The sequence below is a fragment of the Bdellovibrionales bacterium genome, from assembly GCA_019750295.1.
GTDB lineage: Bacteria > Bdellovibrionota > Bdellovibrionia > Bdellovibrionales > JAGQZY01 > JAIEOS01.
Window position 1 is genome coordinate 1 of record JAIEOS010000095.1, and the last position, 25,840, is coordinate 25,840.

The 25,840-nt window shown below is 47.7% G+C and carries 24 protein-coding genes; 16 read left to right on the plus strand and 8 right to left on the minus strand.

The window, feature by feature from the left end; genetic code table 11:
* The coding region (locus K2Q26_13330) for a transposase (GenBank protein MBY0316499.1) at positions 1-522 on the plus strand (522 nt) is incomplete at its 5' end.
* A 331-nt stretch (positions 523-853) separates the two neighbouring features.
* Positions 854-1,420 (plus strand): hypothetical protein, encoded by a 567-nt coding sequence (locus K2Q26_13335; GenBank protein MBY0316500.1) that lies wholly within the window; start codon positions 854-856, stop codon positions 1,418-1,420.
* Between the two features lie 12 nt (positions 1,421-1,432).
* Here K2Q26_13335 and tsaE read toward each other — a convergent pair whose 3' ends face one another.
* Positions 1,433-1,870 (minus strand): tRNA (adenosine(37)-N6)-threonylcarbamoyltransferase complex ATPase subunit type 1 TsaE, encoded by a 438-nt coding sequence (gene tsaE / locus K2Q26_13340; protein ID MBY0316501.1) that lies wholly within the window; start codon positions 1,868-1,870, stop codon positions 1,433-1,435.
* A gap of 4 nt (positions 1,871-1,874) precedes the next feature.
* Positions 1,875-3,236 (minus strand): phosphoglucosamine mutase, encoded by a 1,362-nt coding sequence (gene glmM / locus K2Q26_13345; protein MBY0316502.1) that lies wholly within the window; start codon positions 3,234-3,236, stop codon positions 1,875-1,877.
* 51 nt (positions 3,237-3,287) lie between these two features.
* Between glmM and K2Q26_13350 the strand changes: the two genes are divergently transcribed.
* Positions 3,288-4,505 carry an MFS transporter gene (locus K2Q26_13350; protein MBY0316503.1) on the plus strand — a complete coding sequence of 406 codons (1,218 nt, stop codon included), beginning with the start codon at positions 3,288-3,290 and terminating at the stop codon, positions 4,503-4,505.
* Here the strand turns inward: K2Q26_13350 and K2Q26_13355 are convergent.
* Together K2Q26_13355 and K2Q26_13360 are read right to left on the minus strand one after the other, a co-directional pair.
* Positions 4,489-5,088 carry a hypothetical protein gene (locus K2Q26_13355; protein ID MBY0316504.1) on the minus strand — a complete coding sequence of 200 codons (600 nt, stop codon included), beginning with the start codon at positions 5,086-5,088 and terminating at the stop codon, positions 4,489-4,491. The genes K2Q26_13350 and K2Q26_13355 overlap by 17 nt on opposite strands.
* A 76-nt stretch (positions 5,089-5,164) precedes the next feature.
* Complete coding sequence (locus K2Q26_13360; GenBank protein MBY0316505.1) at positions 5,165-6,667, minus strand: hypothetical protein; 1,503 nt, start codon at positions 6,665-6,667, stop codon at positions 5,165-5,167.
* A gap of 177 nt (positions 6,668-6,844) precedes the next feature.
* Between K2Q26_13360 and K2Q26_13365 the strand changes: the two genes are divergently transcribed.
* From K2Q26_13365 to mpl, 3 genes are read left to right on the plus strand one after another with little or no spacing between them, the layout of a single operon-like run.
* On the plus strand, positions 6,845-7,762 hold the full coding sequence (locus K2Q26_13365) for an LD-carboxypeptidase (protein ID MBY0316506.1): 918 nt from the start codon (positions 6,845-6,847) through the stop codon (positions 7,760-7,762).
* Positions 7,759-8,793, plus strand: coding sequence for a beta-lactamase family protein (locus tag K2Q26_13370; protein MBY0316507.1), 1,035 nt, complete (start codon positions 7,759-7,761; stop codon positions 8,791-8,793). The genes K2Q26_13365 and K2Q26_13370 overlap by 4 nt, the downstream gene beginning before the upstream one ends.
* Positions 8,794-8,813: 20 nt before the next feature.
* Positions 8,814-10,235 (plus strand): UDP-N-acetylmuramate:L-alanyl-gamma-D-glutamyl-meso-diaminopimelate ligase, encoded by a 1,422-nt coding sequence (gene mpl, locus K2Q26_13375; protein ID MBY0316508.1) that lies wholly within the window; start codon positions 8,814-8,816, stop codon positions 10,233-10,235.
* On the opposite strand, the gene K2Q26_13380 is transcribed toward mpl, so the two are convergent.
* From K2Q26_13380 to K2Q26_13390, 3 genes are all read right to left on the minus strand, one after another.
* Positions 10,232-12,253, minus strand: a complete 2,022-nt coding sequence (locus K2Q26_13380) for a response regulator (GenBank protein ID MBY0316509.1) — start codon at positions 12,251-12,253, stop codon at positions 10,232-10,234. The genes mpl and K2Q26_13380 overlap by 4 nt on opposite strands.
* 162 nt (positions 12,254-12,415) lie before the next feature.
* Positions 12,416-13,297, minus strand: a complete 882-nt coding sequence (locus K2Q26_13385; GenBank protein MBY0316510.1) for a hypothetical protein — start codon at positions 13,295-13,297, stop codon at positions 12,416-12,418.
* An 89-nt stretch (positions 13,298-13,386) separates the two neighbouring features.
* Positions 13,387-14,625, minus strand: a complete 1,239-nt coding sequence (locus tag K2Q26_13390) for an alpha/beta hydrolase (GenBank protein MBY0316511.1) — start codon at positions 14,623-14,625, stop codon at positions 13,387-13,389.
* Positions 14,626-14,793: 168 nt separating this feature from the next.
* Between K2Q26_13390 and mutS the strand changes: the two genes are divergently transcribed.
* Entirely contained in the window at positions 14,794-17,259 is a 2,466-nt protein-coding gene (mutS, locus tag K2Q26_13395; GenBank protein MBY0316512.1) for a DNA mismatch repair protein MutS, read from the plus strand.
* Between the two features lie 10 nt (positions 17,260-17,269).
* On the opposite strand, the gene K2Q26_13400 is transcribed toward mutS, so the two are convergent.
* On the minus strand, positions 17,270-17,704 hold the full coding sequence (locus K2Q26_13400) for a DUF393 domain-containing protein (protein ID MBY0316513.1): 435 nt from the start codon (positions 17,702-17,704) through the stop codon (positions 17,270-17,272).
* 15 nt (positions 17,705-17,719) lie between these two features.
* Here K2Q26_13400 and K2Q26_13405 point away from each other — a divergent pair, with 15 nt between their 5' ends.
* From K2Q26_13405 to K2Q26_13445, 9 genes are all read left to right on the plus strand, one after another.
* On the plus strand, positions 17,720-18,238 hold the full coding sequence (locus K2Q26_13405; protein ID MBY0316514.1) for a hypothetical protein: 519 nt from the start codon (positions 17,720-17,722) through the stop codon (positions 18,236-18,238).
* Positions 18,235-19,746, plus strand: coding sequence for a cryptochrome/photolyase family protein (locus K2Q26_13410; GenBank protein MBY0316515.1), 1,512 nt, complete (start codon positions 18,235-18,237; stop codon positions 19,744-19,746). Before K2Q26_13405 ends, K2Q26_13410 begins: the two co-directional genes overlap by 4 nt.
* Positions 19,747-19,749: 3 nt before the next feature.
* The gene (locus K2Q26_13415; GenBank protein ID MBY0316516.1) at positions 19,750-20,055 is read left to right on the plus strand and encodes a TIGR03643 family protein; all 306 of its coding nucleotides are present in this window, start codon (positions 19,750-19,752) and stop codon (positions 20,053-20,055) included.
* A 250-nt stretch (positions 20,056-20,305) separates the two neighbouring features.
* Positions 20,306-22,603, plus strand: a complete 2,298-nt coding sequence (locus tag K2Q26_13420; GenBank protein ID MBY0316517.1) for an HD domain-containing protein — start codon at positions 20,306-20,308, stop codon at positions 22,601-22,603.
* Between the two features lie 165 nt (positions 22,604-22,768).
* On the plus strand, positions 22,769-23,092 hold the full coding sequence (locus tag K2Q26_13425; GenBank protein ID MBY0316518.1) for a helix-turn-helix transcriptional regulator: 324 nt from the start codon (positions 22,769-22,771) through the stop codon (positions 23,090-23,092).
* Positions 23,093-23,136: 44 nt separating this feature from the next.
* Positions 23,137-23,559 carry an acyl-CoA thioesterase gene (locus K2Q26_13430; GenBank protein ID MBY0316519.1) on the plus strand — a complete coding sequence of 141 codons (423 nt, stop codon included), beginning with the start codon at positions 23,137-23,139 and terminating at the stop codon, positions 23,557-23,559.
* A 56-nt stretch (positions 23,560-23,615) separates the two neighbouring features.
* Positions 23,616-24,476 carry a hypothetical protein gene (locus K2Q26_13435; GenBank protein ID MBY0316520.1) on the plus strand — a complete coding sequence of 287 codons (861 nt, stop codon included), beginning with the start codon at positions 23,616-23,618 and terminating at the stop codon, positions 24,474-24,476.
* The gene (locus K2Q26_13440; protein MBY0316521.1) at positions 24,473-25,354 is read left to right on the plus strand and encodes a hypothetical protein; all 882 of its coding nucleotides are present in this window, start codon (positions 24,473-24,475) and stop codon (positions 25,352-25,354) included. Before K2Q26_13435 ends, K2Q26_13440 begins: the two co-directional genes overlap by 4 nt.
* 21 nt (positions 25,355-25,375) lie before the next feature.
* Positions 25,376-25,801 carry a hypothetical protein gene (locus K2Q26_13445; protein MBY0316522.1) on the plus strand — a complete coding sequence of 142 codons (426 nt, stop codon included), beginning with the start codon at positions 25,376-25,378 and terminating at the stop codon, positions 25,799-25,801.
* Positions 25,802-25,840 lie beyond the last annotated feature (39 nt).

The following is a 25,840-nucleotide window of genomic DNA, read 5'->3' on the forward strand; positions in this document are numbered from 1 at the left end:
AAAAAGTACGGCGGGATTCTTCTAAATACTCGCAAAGGCAGATCTACGGGGCGTCCGCTAGATACAAAGCGAACGATTCACTTAGTTCTTCGATCGACCATGGCCACTGGAGATATGGCTTTTAATAAATCTAAAAATAAAAAGAAGGTGTTAGAGATTCTCGAGAAGTTTGCTCTCAAGTATGGCGTGAAGCTTGTCTATTACGGCATAAATGTGAATCATCTCCATCTTCAGATTCAACTTTCCAATCGCTATGGATACTATAAGTTTATTCGGGCGGTGACGGCGGCGATTGCGATGGCGGTGAGAGGGGTGAGTCGATGGAACAAGAGTTCTTCCAAAAAGAAGTTTTGGGATTATCGGCCGTTCACTCGTGTGGTGATGGGCTATAAGGATTCGGTGCGACTCAATGATTACCTCCAGATCAATCAGCTGGAGGGCTTTGGGGTGCAGAGACCTATTGCTCGGCAGATGGTGGCAGAACGTTGGAAGTACTCTCGGGAGAGTTGTTCGATGGATTGAACTCGCCCTCCTAGCCATAAGGGTTTACTTGCCAAACACGTAATGTCAATAAACCCGTGATTTCACGGAACAACCGATAAAGGGATTTTGTGGCGATTCGCTTTTTTTAGAATGGCGAATTTCAATTCAGTGTTGTCAGTCGGGTCCCGCGCAATTAATGTGATCAGGTCATCATGGTTTCCAAGCATGAGCTTAAATCCCTCTGGAAGTAGATCTTTTCTCATCTTCATTGGAAAAGTCGGGAATATTTTACATAACTACAAACTCCTGCGGGGACTACTTGGCTGATGGCGATCGCAGTATTATCTCGTTAATGAAAAAGGGGACTATTATGAAAAAGCTATTCACGGTTTTATGTTTTCTCTCACTCCATCAATCGGTTATCGCCAGCAGCTCAGAGATGCAGACAGTCATCAACGATCAGTCCGGTAGTTTTTCTGTGGGAGCTTTACCTAAGGGCTTCACCTCCAAGGAGCTTCTCGTTGGATCAAATGGGACTGAAACTGTTCCTGTCCTAGGTGATGAGTTTGTGAAAACGTTCAACGATCTGCAAGAGAAAGAGAAACTGAATTGGATCGATTATGTCACCTCAGCGCCATGGGAGTTTTTCGAATGTCCCGAAAGTGATTCAGGTAATCATTTTGACTTCGCCAAAGAGTGCTACAGTAAATATAAAGATGAGCTCGACGTCATTGCTCTGAACCCCGAGAAGTACATGGGGATACCTATCCTCGAGCTCGATCGTCTTCATGCTATTTACAAAGGCGAAACTCTTGTGGGTTATGTCTTTGAATACTTGAACCATGTTGAGGCCTCGATCATTCAGGATGGGGCTGGAGTCGTCATCTATGTGGATGCCGATATGAATGTTCTCCGGGTTGTTGACTGGCAATCTTAATTCGACAGAGCCCTACAAAACGGAATACGTAATTTTCCGACGGTTGTCTTGATCAAGAAAATCAAAATCTAAGCTGAGCTTTTTCCAATAGATGGGGATTTGGTCGATGGGGATACGCTCAGCCCATTCGATAAAGATCAGTCCCTTTTCGTTTTCGAACAACTCCCAAAAACCAGTGGACTCGATATCTGAGGGGTCTTCCAGTCGGTAGAGATCGACGTGGGAGACGTGGAGAGTTTTCGTGTCGTACTCGTTGATGATGGAAAAGGTAGGTGAGTCGGCCATCTGTCCGCCGAGGAATTTGACGCAGGTTTTGACGAACTGAGTTTTGCCAGCGCCGAGGGGGCCGTTCATTAAAACTACGGTGCGAGCGCCACAGGCGTTGAGAAAACGACGGCAATAGGCAGGGAGTTCGATCAGCGCAACGGCTTCCGCTTTTCCAGATTCCATGGAGCTATCCTAAACTTTTCTCGATAAACTTGGCGAGCTCTTCGGCGTATTGCCCGATCATCTTACGTTCGGGTCCTTCCACTAAAATTCTTAAAACGTTTTCGGTTCCTGAGTACCGAATGAAAATTCGTCCTTTGCCTTTGAGCTGCGCTTCCATTTTGGTGACAAGCTCATCGTAACCAGGAATCGTCTCAAGCTCTTTGCGATTTTTGACTTTAACGTTGATCAGAACCTGTGGAACATCTTCCATCAATTTATTCAGTTCGCTTAATTTTTTATTTTGCTCTTTCATCACTGCGAGCACGTTGAGTGCCGCCACGCAGCCGTCTCCCGTGGTCGTGTGATCGAGAAACACGATGTGCCCGGACTGCTCTCCACCTAAGACATAGCCCCCTTTGCGCATCTCTTCGACGACATATTTATCACCGACATTTGTGCGCAGCACTTCGATTCCATGGGAGTTTAAGAGTTTGTCGAGACCAAAATTACTCATTTGGGTGGCGACAATTTTATTTTGTGTGAGTTTATTTTTCTTTTTAAGGTGAAGCGCGCAAATGGCAAGAATATGATCTCCGTTGACGATTTCGCCGGTCTCGTCGGCGAGGATCACACGATCGGCATCACCGTCGAGACTCACTCCGAGGTCGGCCCGATATTGCAGAACTTGTTCGGCCATCTTTTCGGGATACAGTGCTCCGGCTTTGTCATTCACATTAAATCCGTTTGGCTTGTCTCCGAGAATAATCACTTCGGCGCCAAGTTCTTCAAAAACTGCGGGAGCCACTTTGTAGGACGCTCCGTTCGCGCAATCGAGAACCACACGCATGCCTTCGAGAGTATATTCCAAAGGAAACGAGTTTTTAATATGAACGATGTATCTTCCCATGGCATCGTCGATTCGCTTCGTGCGACCCAGCTGAGTCGAATCGGAGAGTAATGCATTGAGATCTTCGCCGAGAACCATGCTTTCGATCTTCTTCTCGATATCTTCTGAAATTTTATAACCGTCGGGGCCGAAGATTTTGATGCCGTTGTCATAATACGGATTGTGAGAGGCCGAAATCACGATTCCTGCATCCGCACGCATGTCGCGTGTCAAGAAGCCAATCCCAGGGGTCGGCAGAGGGCCGATCAGTTTGACGTGAACACCCATCGAATTCAATCCGCTGGTTAAAGCGAGCTCCACCATATATCCCGACAAACGAGTGTCCTTTCCAATCACGACTTTAGGTTCACGATTGCGAGGAGGATTGCTGCGGATGAGATAACCTAATGCCTGCCCCACGCGCATAATAATGTCGGGAGTCATGGGGTAAGTGTTTGCAGTGGCGCGAATACCGTCAGTACCGAATAGACTTTTTTGCATAGGGTTAACCTCTAAATTTGCAATCGTGACCACTTCAAGATAGCACAAGCTATGATCCAAAAAAATAACAAAACAGTCTATTTAACCGTCCTCGTGGCCGCTCTTGGTTATTTTGTGGACATTTACGACTTGTTGCTTTTTAGCATCGTTCGCGTCGCGAGTCTTAAAGACATCGGAGTGCCCGAAGAGGAGCTTCTCACGCAGGGAGTGTTTCTCATCAACGTGCAAATGTTGGGTCTTCTCCTCGGTGGGATTTTTTGGGGCGTCTTGGGAGATTTGCGGGGGCGACTCTCGGTTCTCTTTGGATCGATCTTCTTATATTCTGTGGCCAACTTTTTAAATGGTTTTGTGGACAGCGTGACGAGTTACGCGGTTTTGCGATTTATTGCCGGGGTGGGCTTAGCCGGGGAGTTAGGTGCGGGAATCACCCTCGTTGCGGAAATACTTCCCAAAGAGCGTCGCGGATTAGGGACGACAGTTGTGGCGAGTGTGGGGATTTTGGGCGCCGTTGTGGGTGGTGTAGTGGCCGACTTTACCCATTGGCGAACGGCCTACATGATTGGTGGCGGCCTTGGATTTTGTCTTTTAGCACTACGTATCGGCATCGCTGAGTCGGATATGTTTGATAGTATTAAAGGAACGGCAAAAAATCGCGGTAACTTTTTGCTTCTTTTTATGAACGGAAAGAATTTTTTAAAATACGTCAGTTGTATTCTGATCGGTGTTCCGATCTGGTATGTGATTGGTGTACTGATTACTTTCTCCCCCGAAATTAGCCAGAAGATGAATATGATGGAGTTTGTGTCGGCAGGCAAAGCCGTCATGTGGTCCTATTTGGGTTTATCTTTAGGTGATCTCAGTAGCGGTCTACTCAGTCAACATTTAAAAAGTCGAAAGCGGGCGGTGCTGAGCTTCCTCGCCTTTACCGTTCTCACAACAACGTTCTACCTCAATTTAAAATCCCCATCGCTGAGCTTTTTTTATTTTGTTTGCGCGCTTCTCGGATTTGCCACGGGTTATTGGGCGGTGTTTGTGACCATAGCGGCTGAACAGTTTGGAACGAACTTGCGCTCCACCGTTGCGACGACGGTTCCAAACTTTGTGCGAGGTTCAGTGATTCCGCTCACTCTGTGTTTTAATTATTTAGCTCAATCTCGCGGTGTGATCGCCAGTGCCGCACTGGTGGGGTTGGGATGTTTTACGCTTTCGGCACTCGCTCTCTGGAGGATGGAAGAGAGCTTTCATAAAGATCTCAATTACCTTGAGTAGAGTGAAAATAATCCTCGACCAGTTCTTTTAAATAAGATCTGAGTAAGCTGGCATCGTCACCACAAAGATCTACCGGGGTCACGCAACCGTTTTCGGCTTGACCTAAGCTCACCGTCTCCTGGGCGTTGTGAAGGTCCGCATAGGCTAAGCGAAATTCCATGGTGCAGATCGTTTCGGGCGAAAGCGATTTATTTAAGGGTTTGCACACACTCGCTTGTTTAAATAGATCCTCCAGATTTTGCGACTGTAGGTCTTTGAGAGGGAGAGTTGGTCCCAGTCCATCATTATTCACATCGAGCGCTCGGTAAGTTTTTTGGAGTAAAGAGACCTCGATCGAATGAACTTGTCGATACTGCGGATGAGTGATGAGTTCGGGATTATTAATAAAAGGCTCCATATGAACGGTGACTTTGTTTACATCCTCTGTGCTTTGCGTGATAAACTGATCCGCTCCCGCATTTTGCGAAGCTTGCTGGGATTTTCCGCAGTTCTGAAACGCGGTGAGGGTCAACCCCAAAAAGAGACTGACGAAGGCGAAGTATTTGATCGGGAGCAGAGTTTTCGAATTGAGATATTTCCCCATAGAGTCTGATTATAATCAGCTTGGCGTCTCTTGCCTAGGAGTGCGCTTCAAAACGAGACTCTGCCTTTCGCAGAACTTAGGCGGCGTCTTTAATTTCGCGATGAATTTTTATAAAGCTTGAGAGCAGGGCTTCGCAAACGTTTTGCATCGCCTCGAGCGTTTGTTCAGATTGAAAATGAGTTCCTTTGTCGCAACCTAAAAGGTATCCGAAGTTTTTACCGCCAATAGCTACGGGGTATACCGTCATGTGATCGGGATACTTGCCATTGTTCCAGACTTTAAAGAAGAGATCAGATGGAACATTTTTAGAAATTGGCCCATGAAACGGTTTGCTCGTCAGTTTTGCGATACGGAAGGGATTCGGTGTTTTAAAGTCGAAGCAATAGTTCCAAGCGGTTTCGTCGAAGTCCCAAGTGTTGTTACAAGCGATGGGGAATACGCGTCCCTGATTGTCGCGAACGCACCACATGAGCTTTTGATAGTAATCCTTGAGCTGCTTGAATGCGCTCAGTAAGGCTTCCGCCGGCTGAGAGGCCTCTTCGATTTTAGAAGCGGCGCTCAGAATCAACTGCTCGGTATAAACCGTTCTCGTAAAGGTAAAATTCTGTGTCTTTTCTGGAAACGGCATGATTGTTTTGGTCGAAGTGAAAGAAACATCATTGGCAATGACGGGCGAGGGGACTTCGGTTCTCACCAAAGTCACGGGTGCGTTGTTGGCCAAATGGGCCGGCACTTCTTTGGGATCAAGTAAATTGTCAAAAGAGGGAAGGATTTTCTCTTCGGCCACGGGGGCCACCGCTGTTTCGGTGTGTTCAAACAACGATGGCAAAGGTGAGGGTGCGGCGCTTACGGGAGGAGGTAACTCCGCTTTAGAAGATTGAGGCGCTTCGTCTTCACTGGTCTTCTCTGTTGAGGCAATGCCGAGCGATCCAAAATCCAAGGAGGCGAGATCCGAAGGCATGGTCGGAGAGGTGGGAGATGTGGGGAGGCTTGCGGCCCATCCCTCTTTCGGTAGAATATCCTGGGTAATTTCTGATTCGAACTGTGATGTCACTGCACCCGCTTGTTCAAGTGCGGGACGCTCTTCGGCCGTGGCGGGACTTCCCTCGCTGGCAATGTCCACTCCACCAAAATTAAAATCGAAGCCGAAAGCTTCGGGGGCCGGTGTGTTAAGGAGTTCGGACCGTAACGGTTTGTCTTCCGGTGCGGGAGTTTCCGCGGGCATAGACCGCCATGTTTTCGAGAGAATTTCATAATTTGCGAGAACAAAACAATGCTCTTGTTGAAGAGCCACGACAGCAGGTTCTAGGCAGGCAATATAAAGTACGCCTTCCCATTCGCTGGCGGGAAAACACGTGCTGTTCCATGCGTTCGATGGATACTTTTTAAGTAAAGGTTTAACATCCACGTCGTCGAAAAAGTGATCTTGAAGGACGGGCAGTTCGTAATGTTCACTCGCCCATTCGAGATAGTCTTCAATGGGTAGGCGATGACTTTCAATCAATTCGGCTAAGCTTTCGGAGCTTTCTGCAAACTGAGTAAAGTGCTCTTTCCATGCGGGTGTTTTTGTAGAGTCCATCAGTCTATTTATCGGTGTTTATGATGGGCTTCTTGATGTTTTTTGAGCAGAAGATCGGTCCAATTGATGTCTGTTTCGAAAGCTAGACTAAGGAACTGCAAACAATCTCTACATCTAGGCCTCACTTTCTCGGAAATTTCCTGGTAAAAAGTACGAAGTCTCGAAATAATAAACACTATGAATCACCAATGGACCCCTTTGAAGCCGGGCGATGAGATCGCCGTTGTTGCCCCAGGAATGGCCTTTGACTGGACTCAGTTTCGAGCCGCCGAAAAAATCGTCGAGGCTTGGGGCTACAAGTTGAAATATCCAAAAAATATTTTAGGCAAAGCCACGATCAGTTCCAATACAAGAGAGCAGCGAGAGAAATTTCTTAAAGAGGCCTTGCAGTCCGACGCTAAAATGATCTGGGCGGCACGAGGGGGCTTCGGAAGTCTCCATCTCGTCCCGTTTTTAATGAAGTTTCGACCCAAAGTTCCAAAACTTTTGATGGGTTTTAGCGACATCGTGACACTTCATCAAATTGCCAATCAAAGGTGGAACTGGGCGACGATTCATGGGCCCCACGTGGATCGCCTCGCCGTTCTCAATCCCACGAGGCTCTCCGAGTTGCGAAAAATTATTTCCGGAAGCCAAGTTGAGTTGACTTACAAGTTAAAGCCGATGAATTCAGCCGCTCGAAAAAATCAAATGATGCGTTCGCGGATCGTGGGCGGGAACATGGTGACTTTGCAATCGACCGTCGGATCAGCTCTCCAACTCAAAACATCCCAACGTCTTTTGTTTTTCGAAGAGATCGGCGAGCGGGGCTATAAAATCGATCGGATGCTCCATCATTTTGATCAATTAGGATTTTTTAAAAAAGCTGATGGCGTGCTTTTTGGTCCGATGGTGGGAGGTAAAGAGCCCGATGGCACTGATCGCACCGATAGAGTTCTGAGAGATTTTGCTCTCTCGCAAAAAATTCCGGTGTTTAAGGGACTTTACTCTGGCCATGTCCCTAACTCCTTGTCGCTTCCGTTCAACACGACCGCGGAGTTGAATGTTTCGTCGGGAAAGGCCATTTTACGGGTCGTGACGGGAGCTAAATCTTGAACTCGTGTGAAAAGCGGCTTCGCGAAAAGTTCCGATCTTTAGATCGCGGAGTGACTCCCGGTTTTGAACTTCAGGTGTTTCATCGCGGAAAAAAGCGAGCCGATCTTCAATGGGGTAAGACCTGGAAGTATTACGACTTGGCCTCGCTCACTAAAATCATGTTCACGGTGCCTTTCTTTATCAAGCTGGTTCAAGAGAAAAAAATCAAACTGACCGATCCTGCCACCCAATATCTCGGCGGAATCAAGGGATCAGGGCAAATTCAACATTTACTTTCTCACTGCGCGGGAAACGCGTGGTGGAAGCCGTTTTACGAGGAAATTCCTCTAGATCAGAATATTGAAATGAGGAAAATCTATTTGCGGGAGCAATTGAAGGACACTCAGTTGCGCAAGAGTGCTACGGCTGTCTATTCCGACATTGATTTTTTTATTTTAGGATTTATTCTCGAAGACATCCGGGAAAAAAGTTGGCACGATTTATCTCTCGAAATTGCTCAAGATTTTTACCACGATAAAGATTTATTTTTTATTCCTAAGAATAAAACTTCTCTAGCCAAGGAGCTGTTTGCGCCGACCGAGAAAAGTCTTTGGCGCGGCAAAATGATGTGTGGCGAGGTTCATGACGAGAACGCTTGGGCTTTGGGGGGAGTTGCGCCTCACGCCGGTTTGTTTGGGACAACCACGGCGGTTTCGCAGTGGGGTCTCAAAATCAGGGAAGTGTATAAAGGGCAAAATAAAATGTGGTTGGCTCCGGAGACACTTCGTCGTTTTTCTCGCCGATATATTCAGGATTGGTCTCTCGGGTTTATGATGCCGACATTCGGAAGCTCGAGCGCGGGAAAATATTTTTCTAAGCACAGTTTTGGTCATACAGGATTCACCGGAACCTCGTGGTGGTACGATCCTCAGCACGATCTGATGATCACATTAATTTCCAACCGCATTCATCCAGATCGCGCCAATAACGAGTTTAGAAATTGGCGCCCGATGATTCACAATTGGGTCTGTGAATCATTGACGGAATTATAATCTGTCGCGATACTTGTGTGATGACAGCGAATCCTCTCAAACCCAATTCTCATGTTCATCTTATGGGCATTTGTGGCACGGCTATGGCTAGCCTGGCCGGTCTTTTACAATCTCAAGGTTATCGAGTGACCGGGAGCGATCAAAGCTTTTATCCACCGATGTCCGTACAGCTTGAGAAATTAAAAATTCCAACCTTTCAAGGTTATGCAGCTCAAAATTTAGAATCCCAGCCCGATTTGGTGATCGTCGGTAATGTGATCACCCGAGACAACCCAGAGGCTGTTGAGCTGATGAGACTCAAGTTGCCCTATATGAGTCTCCCGCAGGCGATGAGTCAATTTCTCATCCAGGATCGTCACTCGATTGTGGTTGCTGGGACACACGGAAAAACGACCACGACATCTTTGGCCGCTTGGGCGACGGAGAGCTTGGGCTTAAAGCCGGGATTCTTGGTTGGTGGGATCCCAAAAAATTTTAATCAATCGTTTCAATTACCCCAGGGATCATGGTTTGTGATCGAAGGAGATGAGTACGACACGGCTTTTTTTGATAAGGTTCCAAAATTCATCCACTACAAGCCGCGCTCGGTGATTCTCACAAGTATCGAGTTTGATCATGCGGATATTTACAAAAATCTTGATGCGGTCAAGGCCGCGTTCCAAAGGCTACTGGAGCTTATCCCTTCCGACGGGCATCTGATTTACAATGCCAAAGATAAAAACATTCAAAGTTTATTGCACTTCTGTCAGTGTAAAAAGATTTCTTTTGCCACCCAAAATTCTGGAGTCCATGCGGACTTTATAGCTCAGGATATTCAACCCGTGCGCGAGGGCGTGCAGTTTAAAGTGAAAAGTTCGGCCGGATTCGATCAGTTTACGATTCCCATGTTTGGAGAATACAACGCTTTGAATGCAACGGCCGTGTTTGCGCTTCTTAAGACTCTGGATCTTAAAGCCGACTATCAAAAAATTCTCAGTACCTTTAAAGGTGTTAAACGACGTCAGGAACTGATTGGCGAGCCGAACCAGATTCAAGTGATCGAAGATTTTGCTCATCATCCGACAGCGGTCGCACAGACTATTGATACTTTTCAGCGGCGACAGGATTCGGGAAAACTCCACGCCGTTTTCGAACCCCGCTCGGCGACGTCGCGGCGAAAAGTATTTCAGAAGGATTATATTCAGTCCTTCCTTAACGCCGATTTTGCCTATATTACCCAGCCATTTGCTCAGGAAAAATTACCAGTGGATGATCGGTTCTCGACTGATGAGGTTGTCAAATCTATTTCTCAGCAAGGGCCGGCTCAGGGGATCGCCTGTAAAGACTCGATGGAAGTGATTGAGCAGCTGAAAAGAAATGCTAAACCCGGAGATACCATTCTTATCATGAGTAATGGTGGGTTCGATGGTATCTATGAAAAATTATTAAAAGCATTGGCCTAAATATACTTTGAGACCATGTCGAGGAGATCGATGCGTTTGATGGGCTTGGTCAAAACGTCGTTGCAACCGGCGTCCAAACATTTCTGTTTGTCCTCCTTCATAGCGTGGGCGGTAAAGGCAATAATGGGCTTCGAGTAACCCGATTGACGGAGTTCTTGAGTTGCTGAGTATCCATCGAGCACGGGCATCTGCATGTCCATGAGAACCACGTCGTATTGTCCTTGGCTGGCTTTGTCGACACCCTCGCGCCCGTTATCAGCGGTATCAACGTTGACGCCGACCTTCGTGAGAAAGTGACTGACGATGTATTGGTTATCAGGAACATCCTCCACCAAGAGAATGGCCTTTCCATCAAATTGGGACAAATCTCTTTCCGAAACCGAAAGCGGAGACGAACGGGGGGCCGACGGCGGAGCGTCTTCGAGGTGCGGGAGCTCGAGAGCCACTTTAACGAGAAAAGTACTTCCCGCGCCCTTGAGTTTACTTTCTTCGAGGGACACATCTCCGCCGAGGAGTTGGGCCAGTTTCCTTGAGAGAACTAATCCTAGCCCGGTTCCTCCGTGATTTTTCCGAATAGAGAGATCGACTTGCGAGAAAGGTTTAAAAAGTTTGCTTCGTTCCGCGTCGGGAATTCCGATCCCGGTATCTCTAATGGAAAAGGCAAGTTGGTCTCCCTCTGCGCTGTAGCTCACCGTCACTCCGCCTCGATCCGTGAATTTAATCGCATTTCCTACAATGTTGAGAAGAATTTGGCGGAGCCGAGCCGGGTCGGAATAAACTCGATCCGGGATTTCTCCCTTTTGCACAAAGTTGAGTGAAATCCCTTTTTCTTCGCTCCGTAACTTCAAAAGCATCTGCAAGTCTTGGAGGAGAGCTTGTAGGGAGAAGGCGCGTTTATCGATTTCTAGTTTGCCGGCTTCCACTTTAGAAATGTCCAAGATATCATTGATGATCGTGACCAAGGCCTCGCCCGAGCGACTGATCGTGTTTAAAAACTTTATTTTATCTTCCTCAGACGTGTTTTTATCTTTGAGGATTTCGACAAATCCGAGAATGGCGGCAATGGGAGTTCGAATCTCGTGACTCATGTTCGCTAAAAATAAGCTTTTGATTTGACTGGCCTCTTCCGCCTGATTGCGCTCTCCAGTTTTGATGCGGAGATCCTCGGTCATGCGATTAAATGAGGCTGCCAGTTGTCCGAGTTCATCTCCAGAATGAACAGGTACAGTGTGTGAAAAATCTCCGGCTCCGATTTTTTTCGCGGTCTTGTTGATTTCGCTCAGTGTTTCCGAGAGGGTGCGACTGAATCGAAAAGTCAGATACAGTCCGGTGCTCTCGACGATCAACACTAAGCCTAACAGGCAGAGCAGAAGTGTGCCCTCAATCCAGCGCGAAGCCTCACCTAGGGCATAGGAGAAATTATTTTCGACAATTGTGAGGTCGTTATTGATTTCGGAAATTTTAGCGAAAAGCCTTTGTTGAGTTTTGAAGTCGATCTTCTTTTGCGGGTCATTCACGGTTCGATGGACCTCTTCTCCGAGATCAATCATTTCGTCGAGCAAGAGTTCGGCCTCGCGCCAGGCTTGAATGGAGCGAGAAAGATAACTCACGTTATGAAATCGACGTATGAGATTGATCATCGAAGGGATGTCGTGAACGTGATTAAGACCCTTTAGAAATCCATTGGTCACCACATCGCGATCCATGTTGATCTTTTCCATCTCGAGCCGAGCTTGGCGGTCTCCGAGTGGCACCTCTAGATTTTTCCGAAACTCGTCGTAATGTTTTTCGTCTTTAATAATGATGTAATTTTGCAATTCCAATAGAGCATTTTTTTGCGACTTAGACCAGAGCGCTTCGCCGCCCACAAAGGCACGTACGGCCGAAAGGATGTCCACCGTGAACATCAGGGTTAGAATTTCCGTAGCAATTAAAATGGCCATAAGGCCAACCAGATAGTAGAGCTTTTTCGCGACGGAAAGATCCTTCCACCACTGGGCTAGTTTTGCGAACACCATCGTTGCCATCATGCTTGAAAAACCTGGAAGGGAAAAGTAGAAATCCAAAAGAAATGGGGAGCGTGGCGATCTGACTCTTGAACGGCCCGAAGATCGCGGCAATTTGGGACTTTATACCGTGCGCCAAGCATCAAAAACACATTCATTTGCACTCAACAGAATTTATGGAGCTGGCGGAATCACAATAATCCCAGACCGGTAACGCTCCTTAGGGGTCCACTTTGGTCCACCGCCTGTTTTGAGTGGATTAAATTCACTAAACTCAAGATTTTCCTTGGAGTTAAGGTCACGCATGCTGTGAGCTTCGATGACCTCGCCGGAGCGCCCCGGGAACACGTGGTAACCCGCATGGGCGGTTCCGATAAAAATAGGTTTACTTTTAAAAAACAAAGGTTGTTGAGAACCAAAACCCACCAGGTCCTGTGCATTGTGAACGGGAATGTTATAGTAGATTCCTTTTTTCATTACGGAATTATAGTGAGCCGCATGGCCACCCCAGACCGGATTCCAAGTGGTTCCCGGTTTAAGAGGATTGAGCTTTTGGTCTTCGGCGTCCCACTTGGCATTCTGAGAAGGATTCGGATTCCAGTAATAACTCTTCCAGCCCAGAGCAATCAGATCCCGCTGTAATTCTGTTCCAAGAAAATCGACGCTATCAAGGTGTGCATAAATTTTATTCCAAGTCGAAGTCATTTGGATGGCCGTAAATCCTTCTTCAAGGCAACGAAGAGCGAGGCCAATACAGCTGATGGGTTCCAGTTGCGAAACAAGGTCCACGGGTTTTCCGTAGAACTTCAGCGCGGCGATTAATCCCTCCCTCGTGGCGTAATCGGGTCGGCGATCTCCATAGAATTTAGAAATTCCCCAGATGTTAAAGAATTCAAGGTGCTCCTCGTAAACGGCATCTAAGCAGCCTGCGGTCGTCTGAGTAAAACGTTGGATGTTCGCTTGATGATTTTCAATCTCTTGCGGAGTGAACGAGACTTGAGCCTGAAGTTGCGTGAAAAATAAAACACTGCCGAAAAAACTGAGGAAGGATTTCATAGAGGTCCTTGGTTAAAGGTGAGAGAGATTTAACTTTAGACGATGCCAATGGCAACAACGGGCGCTCCACTGAGAAGAGTTTTCACTTTTTAAGGCGCTGTGCTTGAAGATATGACGGGCGTCGAGCCGCCCGGGGGCTTAAGAAGGACCTTAAACCACTCTTCAAACCATGTTGTGTCGCTCACGCCCAGGTGAGCTCCTTGAGGAAGAGTAAACAAAGAGTCCTTAGGAAATTCCCTGAGGATAGCGTTCCATTCTGCCGGCCGATTGATGGGGTCATCGATACTCGTGACCACGCTGTAATTGACGTTTTGAGAGCGCAGTTGAGTCAGCCAGAATCTCAGCTGGCTCCGATCCGTTGGCGTTTCGAGAGCCTTTAAGTAGTTTTCGAAGAGTGTTTCCAGTCGAAAACTTAAAAGCCATTCGTAAAAGTTTTTATCGTACAGCACAAGGCCTGGGGGAATTAGTTTTTGTCTTAAGGGTTTATCGTGAGGAAGGTGGTACACCGAATACGCGAGCCATTCGACAAAAAATCGCGTAAAGAAATGCTTGGCCGTATAGCCGGGAAAGATCTTACTTTTAAAATAGAGCCAGTTCTCGTTACTGGTCATGATTTCTTCGTAGAGATGGGGATTCGTCTTCATTTCGCTCACCCAGCTTTTGACGTGTTCAAAAGAAACTCGTAAGTCCAAGGGGGGATTCATTGCGACGACACGCTCGATGGGGGACGGGCAGGTGGCCGCAGTGGCGGTGGCGAGAAGTCCTCCGTAACTTAAGCCGATCACAGTGACTTTCCTCTGATGGTATTGGGCAAGGATGTGGCGGATCAGATCGCAACTCACTTGAGCCTCTTTATCGATTTGGCCAGGGTAGAAAAAGGGTTGAGACCTGAGATAATCTTGAGAGAAGGGATTGGCCATGTAGGCCACGTTGTACCCTTGGCGCGCCAGCAGTTGCGCATTGTATTTGGCGTAGTCTGAAGACAAAAGTGCGAAAATGCCGGGGACAAAAACGACCCAGGGTTGATCTGGCGAATGGACAAGTTCTCGATAGGTAAAACGTTTCGCTGCCAGGGATGGCGAAGAAAACTGGGACTCTTTAAAATAAGGTCGGTCGTACCAACCCAAAATTCCTTTGATGCGAATCCAGGCGATCGGATTTACGGTATTTTCGAAAACATCGTCACTGAGAGGTTTATAAAAAAACGGAGAGTTTTTTTGGGTGGCCTGTTGAAGATGGCTATACTCAGCGGCAGACCATTTGGCGAAGCCACTGCTCGGAGACAATAACAAGAATGGCAAAAGGAGCCAGTGTTTTATAAAACTCACAGAACCTATATACTCGATTGTCACGAGGGGTAAAAGCTTAAAATATAAGCAAATCGCGGAGTTTTGATTTGAACAAAATCTTAACAAAAGTACATGCCTGGTGACAGTTCATGGATTAATTGTTACCTCCCTTTTATGGCAAAACAAAAGGGGGAATTGACCCCACTCATGAAGCAGTACTGGGACATCAAAGCCGCTCACCAGGATAAAATCCTACTTTTCCGAATGGGCGATTTTTTCGAAATTTTTCATGACGATGCCACCACGGTCGCGCCTCTTGTGGGAATTACGCTCACAGTTCGAAATAAAAAATCGGGAGATCAGACTCCGATGTGTGGGGTGCCTCATCACAGCATCGCAGGCCCCATCAACAAGTTGCTCGCCGCCGGTTATAAAATCGCCATCTGCGATCAGATCGAAGATCCCGCTCTCGCCAAAGGATTGGTCAAACGTGCGGTGACTCGCATTTTAAGTCCAGGGATGGTGTTCGATCCCGACACCTTAGATGCCGATCAATTTAATTACATGGCAGCGTTCGATGAAAAAACGGTGGGCTTTGTCGAGCCGACCACCGGCGAAACCTTTTATTACGAATACAAAACGCCGGCCATTCTTAAAAAAATTATGCTCACCATTTCTCCGGTAGAGTTGGTTATCAGTGAAGAGCAAAAGCCCATGGCCGAAGAGCTTTTTGGAAAACAATTTGTTTTGTCGGTGCACGATGGGAAGCGGGTGGCTTACTCGAGTCATCTGTGTTTGCAGCGAGTGGTGAGTTATGCCACTCACATGCAAAGCGAAGAAATTTTAAAAACCCTCGGCGTGCCTGAGCTGCGGTCTTTTGAGGAGCGCTTGCATTTAAGCCAAGACGTTCTTCGGCATCTTGAAATCTTTAAAACGTATAAGGGCGAAACGGCCGGGACGTTGTATTCGGTGATCAATAAAACGAAAACCGCTGGAGGGAGTCGTCGACTCAAGCAGTGGTTGATGTTCCCGCTCACCGAAGCTCGGAAGATTGAAGCGCGCTGGAATCAGATCGCCTGGTGGTTGGACCATCTTCACGAGCTCCGATCCGTGCGCGAGAGTTTACAGGGGATCGGGGATTTCGAAAGAAAGCTAGGGAAGATTTCTCAACCCAATGCCCATCCTCGCGATTTACAATCTTTGGCCGATACGTTCGGACGGGCCCAGCAGATCTTTCAAATTTTTTCCGATCACGAAGAAGACCTGCGGAGCATGGCCACCTGGAAAAACGAGATTGATAAAACGTTTGAGGAAGACATCCCCTTAAATTTTCGCGAAACAGGGTTTATCCGTCGAGGTGTGAGCGCGGATCTCGATGAGCTCATTGAACTTTCGACGAACAGTCAGGCGAAAGTTTTAGAGCTCGAAGCCAAGGAAAAAGAGCTGACACAAATCTCGAGCCTTAAAGTTCGCTACAATAATGTCTTTGGTTATTACATTGAAGTGACCAATACCCATACGAGCAAAGTTCCACTCCAGAGATACCAGCGCAAACAAACGCTGACCAATGCGGAACGCTACACCACAGATGAGCTTGTGGAGCTTGAGCGCAAAGTGATCACGGCGCGCACTCGCCGTGCGGAGCTCGAGATGGAAATCTATCAGCGGTTAAAAAATGATCTGCTCCAAGAAATGTCGCAGTTTTTAAAAATTGCTCACTTTTGCAATGATCTCGACGTGATCACGTCTCTGGCGTGGCTCGCTTTGGATAAAAATTATTGCCGTCCCCAAATTGCTACCGAGCAGGTGGTTGATCTGCGGTCCTCACGCCATCCGGTGATTGAGGAAAAGGTGAGCTTTGTGCCGAATGATATTCGTTTAGGACGCAGTGAATGTATGCTTCTGACCGGTCCTAACATGGCCGGGAAGAGTACGATCATGCGCCAAGTGGCTATCGCGGCGATCCTTTGCCAGATGGGGAGTTATGTGCCAGCGACTTCGGCGGAGCTTCCACTGTTTGATCGAATTTTTACTCGCATTGGCGCGAGTGATTTCCTGACGGAAGGTCTATCGACCTTTATGGTGGAGATGAAAGAAACCGCAGAAATGCTTCGCGAGTCGACCGAGAAGTCTTTGGTGGTTCTTGATGAAGTGGGGCGAGGAACTTCGACTTATGATGGGTTGAGTTTGGCTCAATCCATTCTCGAATTTTTGCTGGAGAAAACAAAGCCTCTCGTTTTGTTTGCCACCCACTACCATGAGTTGACCGCACTCGAAGTGGCGTATGCCCAACTTAAAAACGCGCACATGCTCATTCACGAAAAAAAGGAAGAGCTGCAGTTCCTGTACACTCTCAAGCCAGGCTCCGCGCAAAAGTCCTACGGAATTCAAGTGGCGCAGTTGGCCGGAATGCCTCAAGCGGTGATTCGACGCGCGCAAGCGCTGCTCAAGTCGATGGAGAGCAATCAACGGGAAGTGATGGAGAAGAGCCATTCGCCGCAACTCGATCTTTGGTCTCGGGCGGATGTTGAAGAGAAGTCGACTCCAGAGGATTCCGCAGAATTGGCACTGGCAAAAGAGCTCCTTCGACAGATGCAAGAGGCGCCGATCCAAAGCATGACCCCTCTCCAAGCGTTAAATCAAATGGCCGAATGGCAAAAGCAAGTGACCTAATCGCGAAGGATCATTGCGTGTGAGTGGCGCAGTAAGGGCTGTCGGAACAGTCCTCGGCGGCGCTGTATCTGGGAAGAAACGGGCGGGCCACTGCAAAACAAGAGTAGCCAACCTCAAGTCCCCAGCGCACAGGAGTGATATTCGCCACTTTGGCGAGGACTCGGTATCTCGGTAATTGCTTCCAAATCTCTATAAAAGCGTCGACCCGCGTGGCGAGGCTGCCATCGCTTCGACGAACATGCATAATTTTGTGAACCAATACCGGATCGACGCCCTCTTTGTGGGCATCGAAATGAGGAGCACAAATATCGACGAAGACAATGTTCTCGGCTCCGCGCTGCTTTTTGTAGTGGTTGATCTCTGTGCTGCAAACTTTGCAGAGACCATCGAAATATACTGTTAATTTTTTTTGTAAATGCTTTTGCAAATTCTTCTGGTCTTTCATATTGTTCATGGTAGTATGAACAATATGAAAAGTAAAGGAAAATCCATATCTAGCGACAAGAGCCTTAAGAATTTGTCTCTCTCCATTGGCGATTTTATTCGCTATTGGGGCTTCCGACGTGTTCACGGGGCCATTTGGGCACAATTGTATCTCTCCAAAGAACCCTTAAGCTGCACGGATCTTGTCTCACGATTGGACTTTTCAAAGGCTTTGATTAGCCCTGCTTTGGACGAGCTCCTTCACTTAAAACTGATCGAAGAAGCTCCGGCTCCCAATGATAAAACCAAGGTTTATCGCGCAGTCGAGAATTTCGATGGGGTGATTCGACACGTTTTAAAAACTCGGGAGGCAAAAATGCTCCAGCAGATCACTCAAAATTTAAATTCACTTCAGCAGAGCGCCGCAACTTCGGATCGAATTGATGGTGCACGCTTAGAGTCTCTTTCGCAGATGATTGGATCTGCGAACCTCATGCTGAATTTATTAATCTCACAGAAGGATCTTCTGCGTTTTCCATTGGAGCTTGAACAATGAATGTAGTTCTTATTCTCGGCAATCAACTATTTAATCCCGAAATTTTTAAGAAAAAGGGCATCGAGCCCAAGACCACTGTCTTTTTTATGCGTGAAGACCGAGAGCTCGCCACCTATTATAAATTTCATAAGCACAAAATTCTATTTTACTTTGCGGCCATGCGGACCTACCGGGATGAATTAAAATCTTTGGGCTACGTCGTGCACTACGAGGAGTACCAAAAAGCGCCCAAAGGATCTACTCCATCGAGTTACGAGGAGGCGCTAGCCGCTGTTGTTAAAAAAAATAAAGCGACCTCTGTGTTCGGATTCGAAATTGAAGATAAATTCTTCGAAAAACGAATCGCCGGTCTTTTGCAGTCCCGCAACGTCAGTTACCAGCGCTGGCAAAGCCCGATGTTTCTGACATCGCGAGAGGAGTTCGCCAGCTACTTGTCGTCGACCAAGCGACCGTTTATGAAGACCTTTTACGAAAGTCAGCGAAAGCGTTTAAATATTTTAGTGGAAAACAATAAGCCCGTCGGGGGTGCGTGGAGTTTTGATACGGAAAATCGTTTGGCTCTCCCGAAGACGATGCAAACTCCGCCACTTCCTCAACCCCAAAGCACGCCGATCATCAAAGAGGTCTCTGCACTGGTGGAACGAGAGTTTTCCGATCATCCTGGGGATTCGCAAGATTTCTGGCTTCCGGTGGACCGATTAGGGGCTCGCGAGTGGCTTCTTTCTTTTCTCACCGAGAGACTGGAGGAGTTTGGTCCTTACGAGGATGCCATCGCTCCGCACTCGGAGTTTGTTTTTCACTCGGTACTGACCCCCTTTCTTAATTGTGGCTTATTAACTCCGGCCGAAGTGGTGCGAGCCACTTTGCGCTACGCTCACAAGAACAAAGTTCCTTTGGCTTCGCTCGAGGGCTTTATTCGGCAAGTGATTGGGTGGCGAGAATTTATTCGCGGGATTTATCAGAATTACAGCGAAAAGCAGGAGAAGGAAAATTTTTGGAAGCACAAGGCTCAACTGACGTCGGTGTGGTACACGGGGAATTCGGGCGTTCCTCCACTCGATGAAACCTTACGTCGCACGATCAAGCGCGGTTACGCGCACCATATCGAACGACTGATGGTGGTGGGAAGTTTAATGGTGCTGTTGGAAGTGGAGCCTCAGGCGGCTCATCGCTGGTTTATGGAGATGTTTATAGATTCCTCCGACTGGGTGATGGGTCCTAATGTTTACGGTATGGCTCTCTTCTCTGACGGTGGCATTTTTGCGACGAAGCCCTATATCTGTGGATCCAATTATCTTAGAAAAATGGGTGGATATGCCAAAGACGACTGGTGCGACGGCGTCGACGGGCTGTACTGGCAATTTATCAAAAAGCACAAAGACTTCTTTTTGAAGAATCCGCGATTATCGATGATGGCTCGCTCCTGCGAAAAAATAACGGCCGAGCGCTGGAAGATCTTAAATCCCGCGGCAGAGGCTCTGCGACGTCAACTTGTGGTGAGTCCTTAAGCTATGAGTTTACCGCGCGCGCTGAAAGAAAAAATAAAATCTTTATCTCCGGAAGACATCGATCGGTTGATCCGCATGGGATGGGAAGATCGCACGAGCTTCGAGGCGATCTCTCATCAGTTTGGGTTTTCCGAAAACGAGTTTGTGCGCTTTATGCGCAGTCAACTCAGCGCCTCCGTCTTCGCAAGATGGCGTAAGCGCATTCATCATCAAGGCCATTTAAAGCACGAGGTTAAAAGTGGTTTAAGAACCACGCGCTATAAATGCACCCGCCAAAGTGTCGAAGGCCGCACCAAGGGTTGGAAGTAATTTATTAATGGGTTATTGGATTGGGGTTCTTGTCTTTGAGAAGTCGAGACGCTGCAAATCCGGCGGCAGTGCCGATAAAAAACAGGACAGTGATCAGTACTAAGTCTTTCTTTTTGAATTTCATAAGATCCTCCAACATCCATTCTAGGGACATCTGCAAAATTATCGATACGGGAGAGTGGCATATAAGTGCGGTTCGGTGAAAATTAATCCATGACATGTCTTGAGGCAGTGAATAAGCTTACGATGTATGGGCCAACGCACATTTCTTAATCCCCAGGACTTTGAATCCGCGCAGGATGTGCTCCTGCCACCGATTGTTCCGCCCAGCGGGGATTTGATGGAAGGGCAACCACTTCCGGCAAAAGATTTTTCGTCGTGGTTGGCGATGAACTTAGAAAGTCGCCTTCGCAAAAACAAACTTTGGGTGGAGTCTCATCCGATTGCCATTGGATCTTGGGGACGGGGAGAGCTCAGCCCTCAATCCGATCTCGATATTATTTTTTGTGGCGATGAAAAAACCGTGACCGAACTGGTGCACGATCTCGAAAAAGAAAAACTTCAGGTGCGTTATCGTTATCCGGCCAACCGCGAGGATTGGACCGACGGAGGAGAGATCTTCGAGCTCAACGCCCTCTTCTGGGCCCGACCTTTCACGAAAGAGGCCGCCATCAAATTGCAGGAGCAAAAGAAAAAGATTTTTGCTCAAAAGAACACGTTCCGAAAAAAACTGCTCAAGGCTTTTATCGAAGAGCGCAACAAAAGAAATCAACGGCATGATTCCGTCACCAATTACCTCGAGCCGAATTTAAAATATGGGGCCGGGGGTCTTCGCGATATTCAGCAGGCCTTGATGATTTGGTTTTGGTACGCCGATAAGTTGGGTTCTCATGTCGAAACTTTTGCCATGCTTCACCATCTCAACGAATACATTCTGACGTTGCGGCAAAAGCTTCACTTGAGCGGATACAACGACAGTTTGGTGGCGCCGGCACAGTTTGAGCTCGCGCGGTGGTTTGGTTATGCAAGTCAGGCGGAGTTTATGCGGGAGCTTCAAAAAGTTCTCACGCGTATAAGCTTTTACTGCGATTGGGTGTTTGCGGTCGCTTCGTCCAAAGAAGATATCGGAAAAGAGTACGATCTTAAAAAACCATCGCAAGTTTTTGCAGGACTTAAAAAGAATCCCAGCCTCGTGTTACAAAAAAACGTGTTACATAATATTTCTCAGTCGATGTTCGAATTCCACCACGATTTTCCAAAAGTCTTTAATATAGATGCGAGCGACGAAACTTTGCGCGCCCTTTTTCGCTCGCGACTGATTCACGCGGTGATTCCCGATATGGTTCTGGTTGAGGGAGTGGTTCAGCACGATCAATATCATCGCTTTACAGTAGATGCCCATTTGATGCAGGCCGTGCGCCGGGTTCACAAAATCTTTAATAAACCTTCGCTTTTAGGAAAACTGGGAAAGCTCGCAAAAGCGAGCACCAAAAATGATTGGCAGATTTTACTATGGACCGCGCTTTATCATGATTTAGGAAAGGCCCGCGAAAAAGATCATTCTTTAGAGGGCGTGCAACTGGTGGAAAAGCATTTGCCCCGATTTGGATTTAATAAAAGTTTTATCCAAGAGGTCAGTTGGTTAGTTGAGAATCATTTAATCTTATCCACGGCGGCCTTTCGCAAGGATCCCAAATCGCCCAAGGTTTGGGCAGAGCTTTATGCCAAAGGAGTGCACGGGGATCGACTTCGTCGATTAACTTTGTTTACCGCGATCGATATCAATGCCACCAACCCCGAGGCGTGGACCGAATGGAAGGAAAAACTTCTTTGGGAGCTCTATTCCTCCATCGAAGCGCCTCAAGGGAACCAGTTGTTGGAACTCACGACGCGGGCTCAAAAGGAAAAGGTTCCCGCGCAGATTGTAGAAGCGTTAGATATCGGATTGGTCACTTCGGTCCCCTCAGCTTGGCTCATCAAAGATATTCAAGCGCTTCTCAAAACCGAAAAGGGGACATCGGTACAGGTGTTTCATCATCGTAAACAAGGCACTTGGGTTCGCTTTTACCAAAAGAAGGATCAATCCGGGTTGTTCTTTAAATATGTGAAACACCTTTGGGTGACCGGTCTGCAAATTCGACACGCGTATGTTCACACGATTCCGTCCCTGGGAGTTTATGATTGGTTCCAGATTAAATCGACCAAGACTGTGTCTCAGCTCCAAAAACTCATGGAATTAGCACCCTCCGATTCGGAGTCCAGTACTGTGGCGGCGGAGAAAAATGTCGCTACGATCCCGTTAAAGGTCAGTCTGATTTCCGAGGCCGAAGGCGAGTGGGTGTTCAGCTTTCGAGGCGCCGATGCGAAGGGAATTTTGCTCAGAGCCGCACAAATTTTGTATGACATTGGTCTGCAGATTCGCTGGGCAAAAGTTCATACGTGGGGACAACAGGTGGATGACATTTTCGCCGTTTCCCCGACGAAAGATCGTACCGCGAGTGACTGGACACTGGAGATCGATAAAAGGTTAAACCCTAAAAACCACTAATTTTTTTCCTGTAAGCGTGCGAAATTTCTTGAAATTGACCAAATGAGTCTAGGCCTGAAAATTGGTGTTGCGCTCAGGCCTTTTAGTTGTAAGACTTAAATAGAGGCGATCGCAAAAGGAATGTGGTCCCACAAGCAAATTAAAACTATAACGGAGGGAGCAAGGATGCTCAGAGATGTCCTTATACAGAAAGGTTTGTCGAACCGTGAAGCGGAAGTCGCAGAACTCGTTTCAAAAGGCTTATCCAACAAGGAAGTTGCCAACCAGCTTTTCGTCACGGAAAAGACAGTTAAATTTCACCTAACTAATATTTATAAGAAGATGAGTGTTAAGTCACGAGCTCAGCTTATCGTATGGTGCTTACCTCATATGAATTTCGTTGAAAGCACTGGGACTCAGCCCAGCAATCAAATTCAAGCGGGTGGAAACTCGAATGAGATCGACACTATTCCCACTGGCAATGCTCCCATTGCTGGCTACAAAGGTTAATTTTGATGTCGGAAGCACGGAAGGTCTCTGAATCACAAGTCGTGATGACAGAGATGGTGCTTCCCACTCATACCAATGCCCTCGGTAGTATTTTCGGGGGCACTGTTATGTCCTGGATCGATATCGCTGCCGCAATCTGCGCCCAGCGCCACTCTCGAAAACAAGTTGTTACCGCTCACATTGATGGTCTTAAATTTTTTGCTCCTGTCTATAAAGGCTGGGTCGTTAATTTAAAAGCCAGCGTAAATCATGTGGGAAACACATCGATGGAAATCGGTGTTCGCGTGGATGCCGAAAATCCTCAAACGGGCGAAAAGTTCCATACCGCCTCGGCCTATCTCACGTTTGTCGCTCTAGATTCTCATAGTAAGCCAACTCAAGTTGCGCCAATTGTCCTCGAAAACGACGAGCAGAAGAGACGGCACGCAGCGGCTCTCCGCCGACGTGAGAATCGTTTGCATAAGTAGTCCAAGTTCCCGTAAAATTAAGATTAAGTCCTATGAATATATTGAGGCGTATTAAATTGAATCGTAGAGGTTTCTCCTTGGCGGAACTCATGGTCGCCGGTGCGACGGGTGTTATTATTGCCGGTGCCGCCTCCTTTGCATTTATCGAAAGCAGTGCGACCTTTAAGCGCCTCAACAACCAGTACGACACTGAATCCGAGATGCTGCGGATGATGTATGTTCTTAAAGCCACCTTTCAGCAGACGAGCTCGATCATTTATAAAGGCGCCTTGGCTTGCAATGCCGAGACTCAGCGGGGGCAGCCCCATTATCGGGCCTCGCGCGGAGTTTTATGCTCGGGCAACTTTAATAATGCCAATGATGGGGCCGTGAACATGATCGCCATGGGTCTTCGCGAAATGGGCGGATACGGAACGCCAGCACAGAGTGAATTCCAGGCTTACGGAATCTACTATAAAAATCCCTCTGGAAATCGATCGGGCGCATTGTATGTGGACTTGGAAAGATTCACAGACTCTTGGGCGGTGGTTTCTCCGATGAACGCTCCCTTCGAATTCACACGTCTCACCGAATTTGAAGTGAACTCGGTTCAAGCAATGGATGATAATAGAGATATAGTGACCACGGCGGGGGCGGGGGAAAACGTCGCCATGTCCGCAGAGATTCGCGCCGTGATGCGCACCTTCGTGGGTGGCCAGACCGCCGCTTGGAGATGGTGTCCCGCCGCGATGATCGCTGGAAATCCCGCCTGTCAAAATTCACCACGCTATATGGATATGGAAAAAAGAATGAAGGTGAAATTTTCTAATAATATTTTAACGCCGCCGACGGGCGATAGCTCTCAGTACAGTTTACCCCGTCGAGCCTTGGGAAATTTATACTACTTTAGAGGAATTGTTCCGGTGATGAAGCAATGATGAAGTCTTTTTTTAAGCGCAGAAAATCCAATCAGAAGGGCGCGATTCTACTCTTGACCGTGGTCATTATCAGTTTGGTTCTCATCACCATCGCGGCGGTGAGTTCCTACAAACTCACTGCGCTGGCAAAGCAGTCGGCGCGCCTGAACGAAGCACTAGCTTATCTCACCGTGATGGAAGAGATGGGGCAAGTGGTGGCCGAAGCCTACTACGAAGCTGTTCCCCCTAGCACGTGCCTGGGAGGTAAAACGTCATTCCCTATTGGCGGAATCTCTTTATGCTCTCCCAACGGCGCGGCCAACGGGATTTGCATCACCAAAGAGCATGGTGGAGTGAATCGCACGTTCTGCTTACAGCCAGGGGCTCCAGGCGCCGAGCTTGTCACTCGCTACACACCAGAGACTCAACCCCATCTCTTTTTTGATGTGGCCGAGAAAAAAGAGTGGAGCCTCGCAAACTATGTTTGGGAAAAACTTTCGTTGGCGAAGTCTTTTGCAGATTATCCCGATTTTCCACCTTGGACTCCAGCCTCTGACCCTTGGCGTGGAAATGTTCCTCATGCTGGAGGTGGCGCAGACACTCAGATCACGGAGACCCCCGCTGTAAATATTGCGGGTTTACCGGCCACTCCTGGAGGCGCCGGTCAACAAGCCACTTCGGGAGCTTATGGCGGCGGGAGTGGAGAGCCTTGGGTTCCCACTCCCGCATGGGCCGCCTCAAACGAAATCTTCATTCCCAGTTGCACGGCGGATTCTCAGCAAAGGCTGGGCTGCATGAAGTGCAACGTTACGGGTGTCCGCTGTATTCAGTTTCGCTTGTGTCTCTCCGGCGGAGGTGGCTGTGACAATCCCCTCGTCCAGAGAATCGCGATCTACTGACGGTTAAAGAGGGGGGAGTCGATGAATAAATTAAAAGTCATTCTGGCCTTCTCTTCCTTCTTTTTGATCCTCGCCACCGTCGCTATTCTTTTTAAAAAAAACTCTAATGGCAGCTTTATTGGTTACCAGATTCGTCGTTCCGAATTAGACAAGCACACCAAGAGTTTTGTAACGCAGCTCGAGGACATTAAGATTACCCCAAGAATCATCGATGAGCAGACTCAGTGCTATGAATTTAAAGACATAAAAAAAGACACATTTTTCGCCGCTCTTTATATTCAAGAAAACGACTGCATCATCTCGTTTAACGATGAGCCGTTCAATTCACCGATGTCGGCGATGAAATTCTACGAAACAATAACGAAGACCACCAGCGAAACTCTTCGCATCAATCTCGTGATCGACCGCAACGGCAGCCAAATCCTCCAAGAACTCACCATCCGATAGGTTCCAGCTCCTTGCGTGCACTTTTCCCCAACGCGTTGG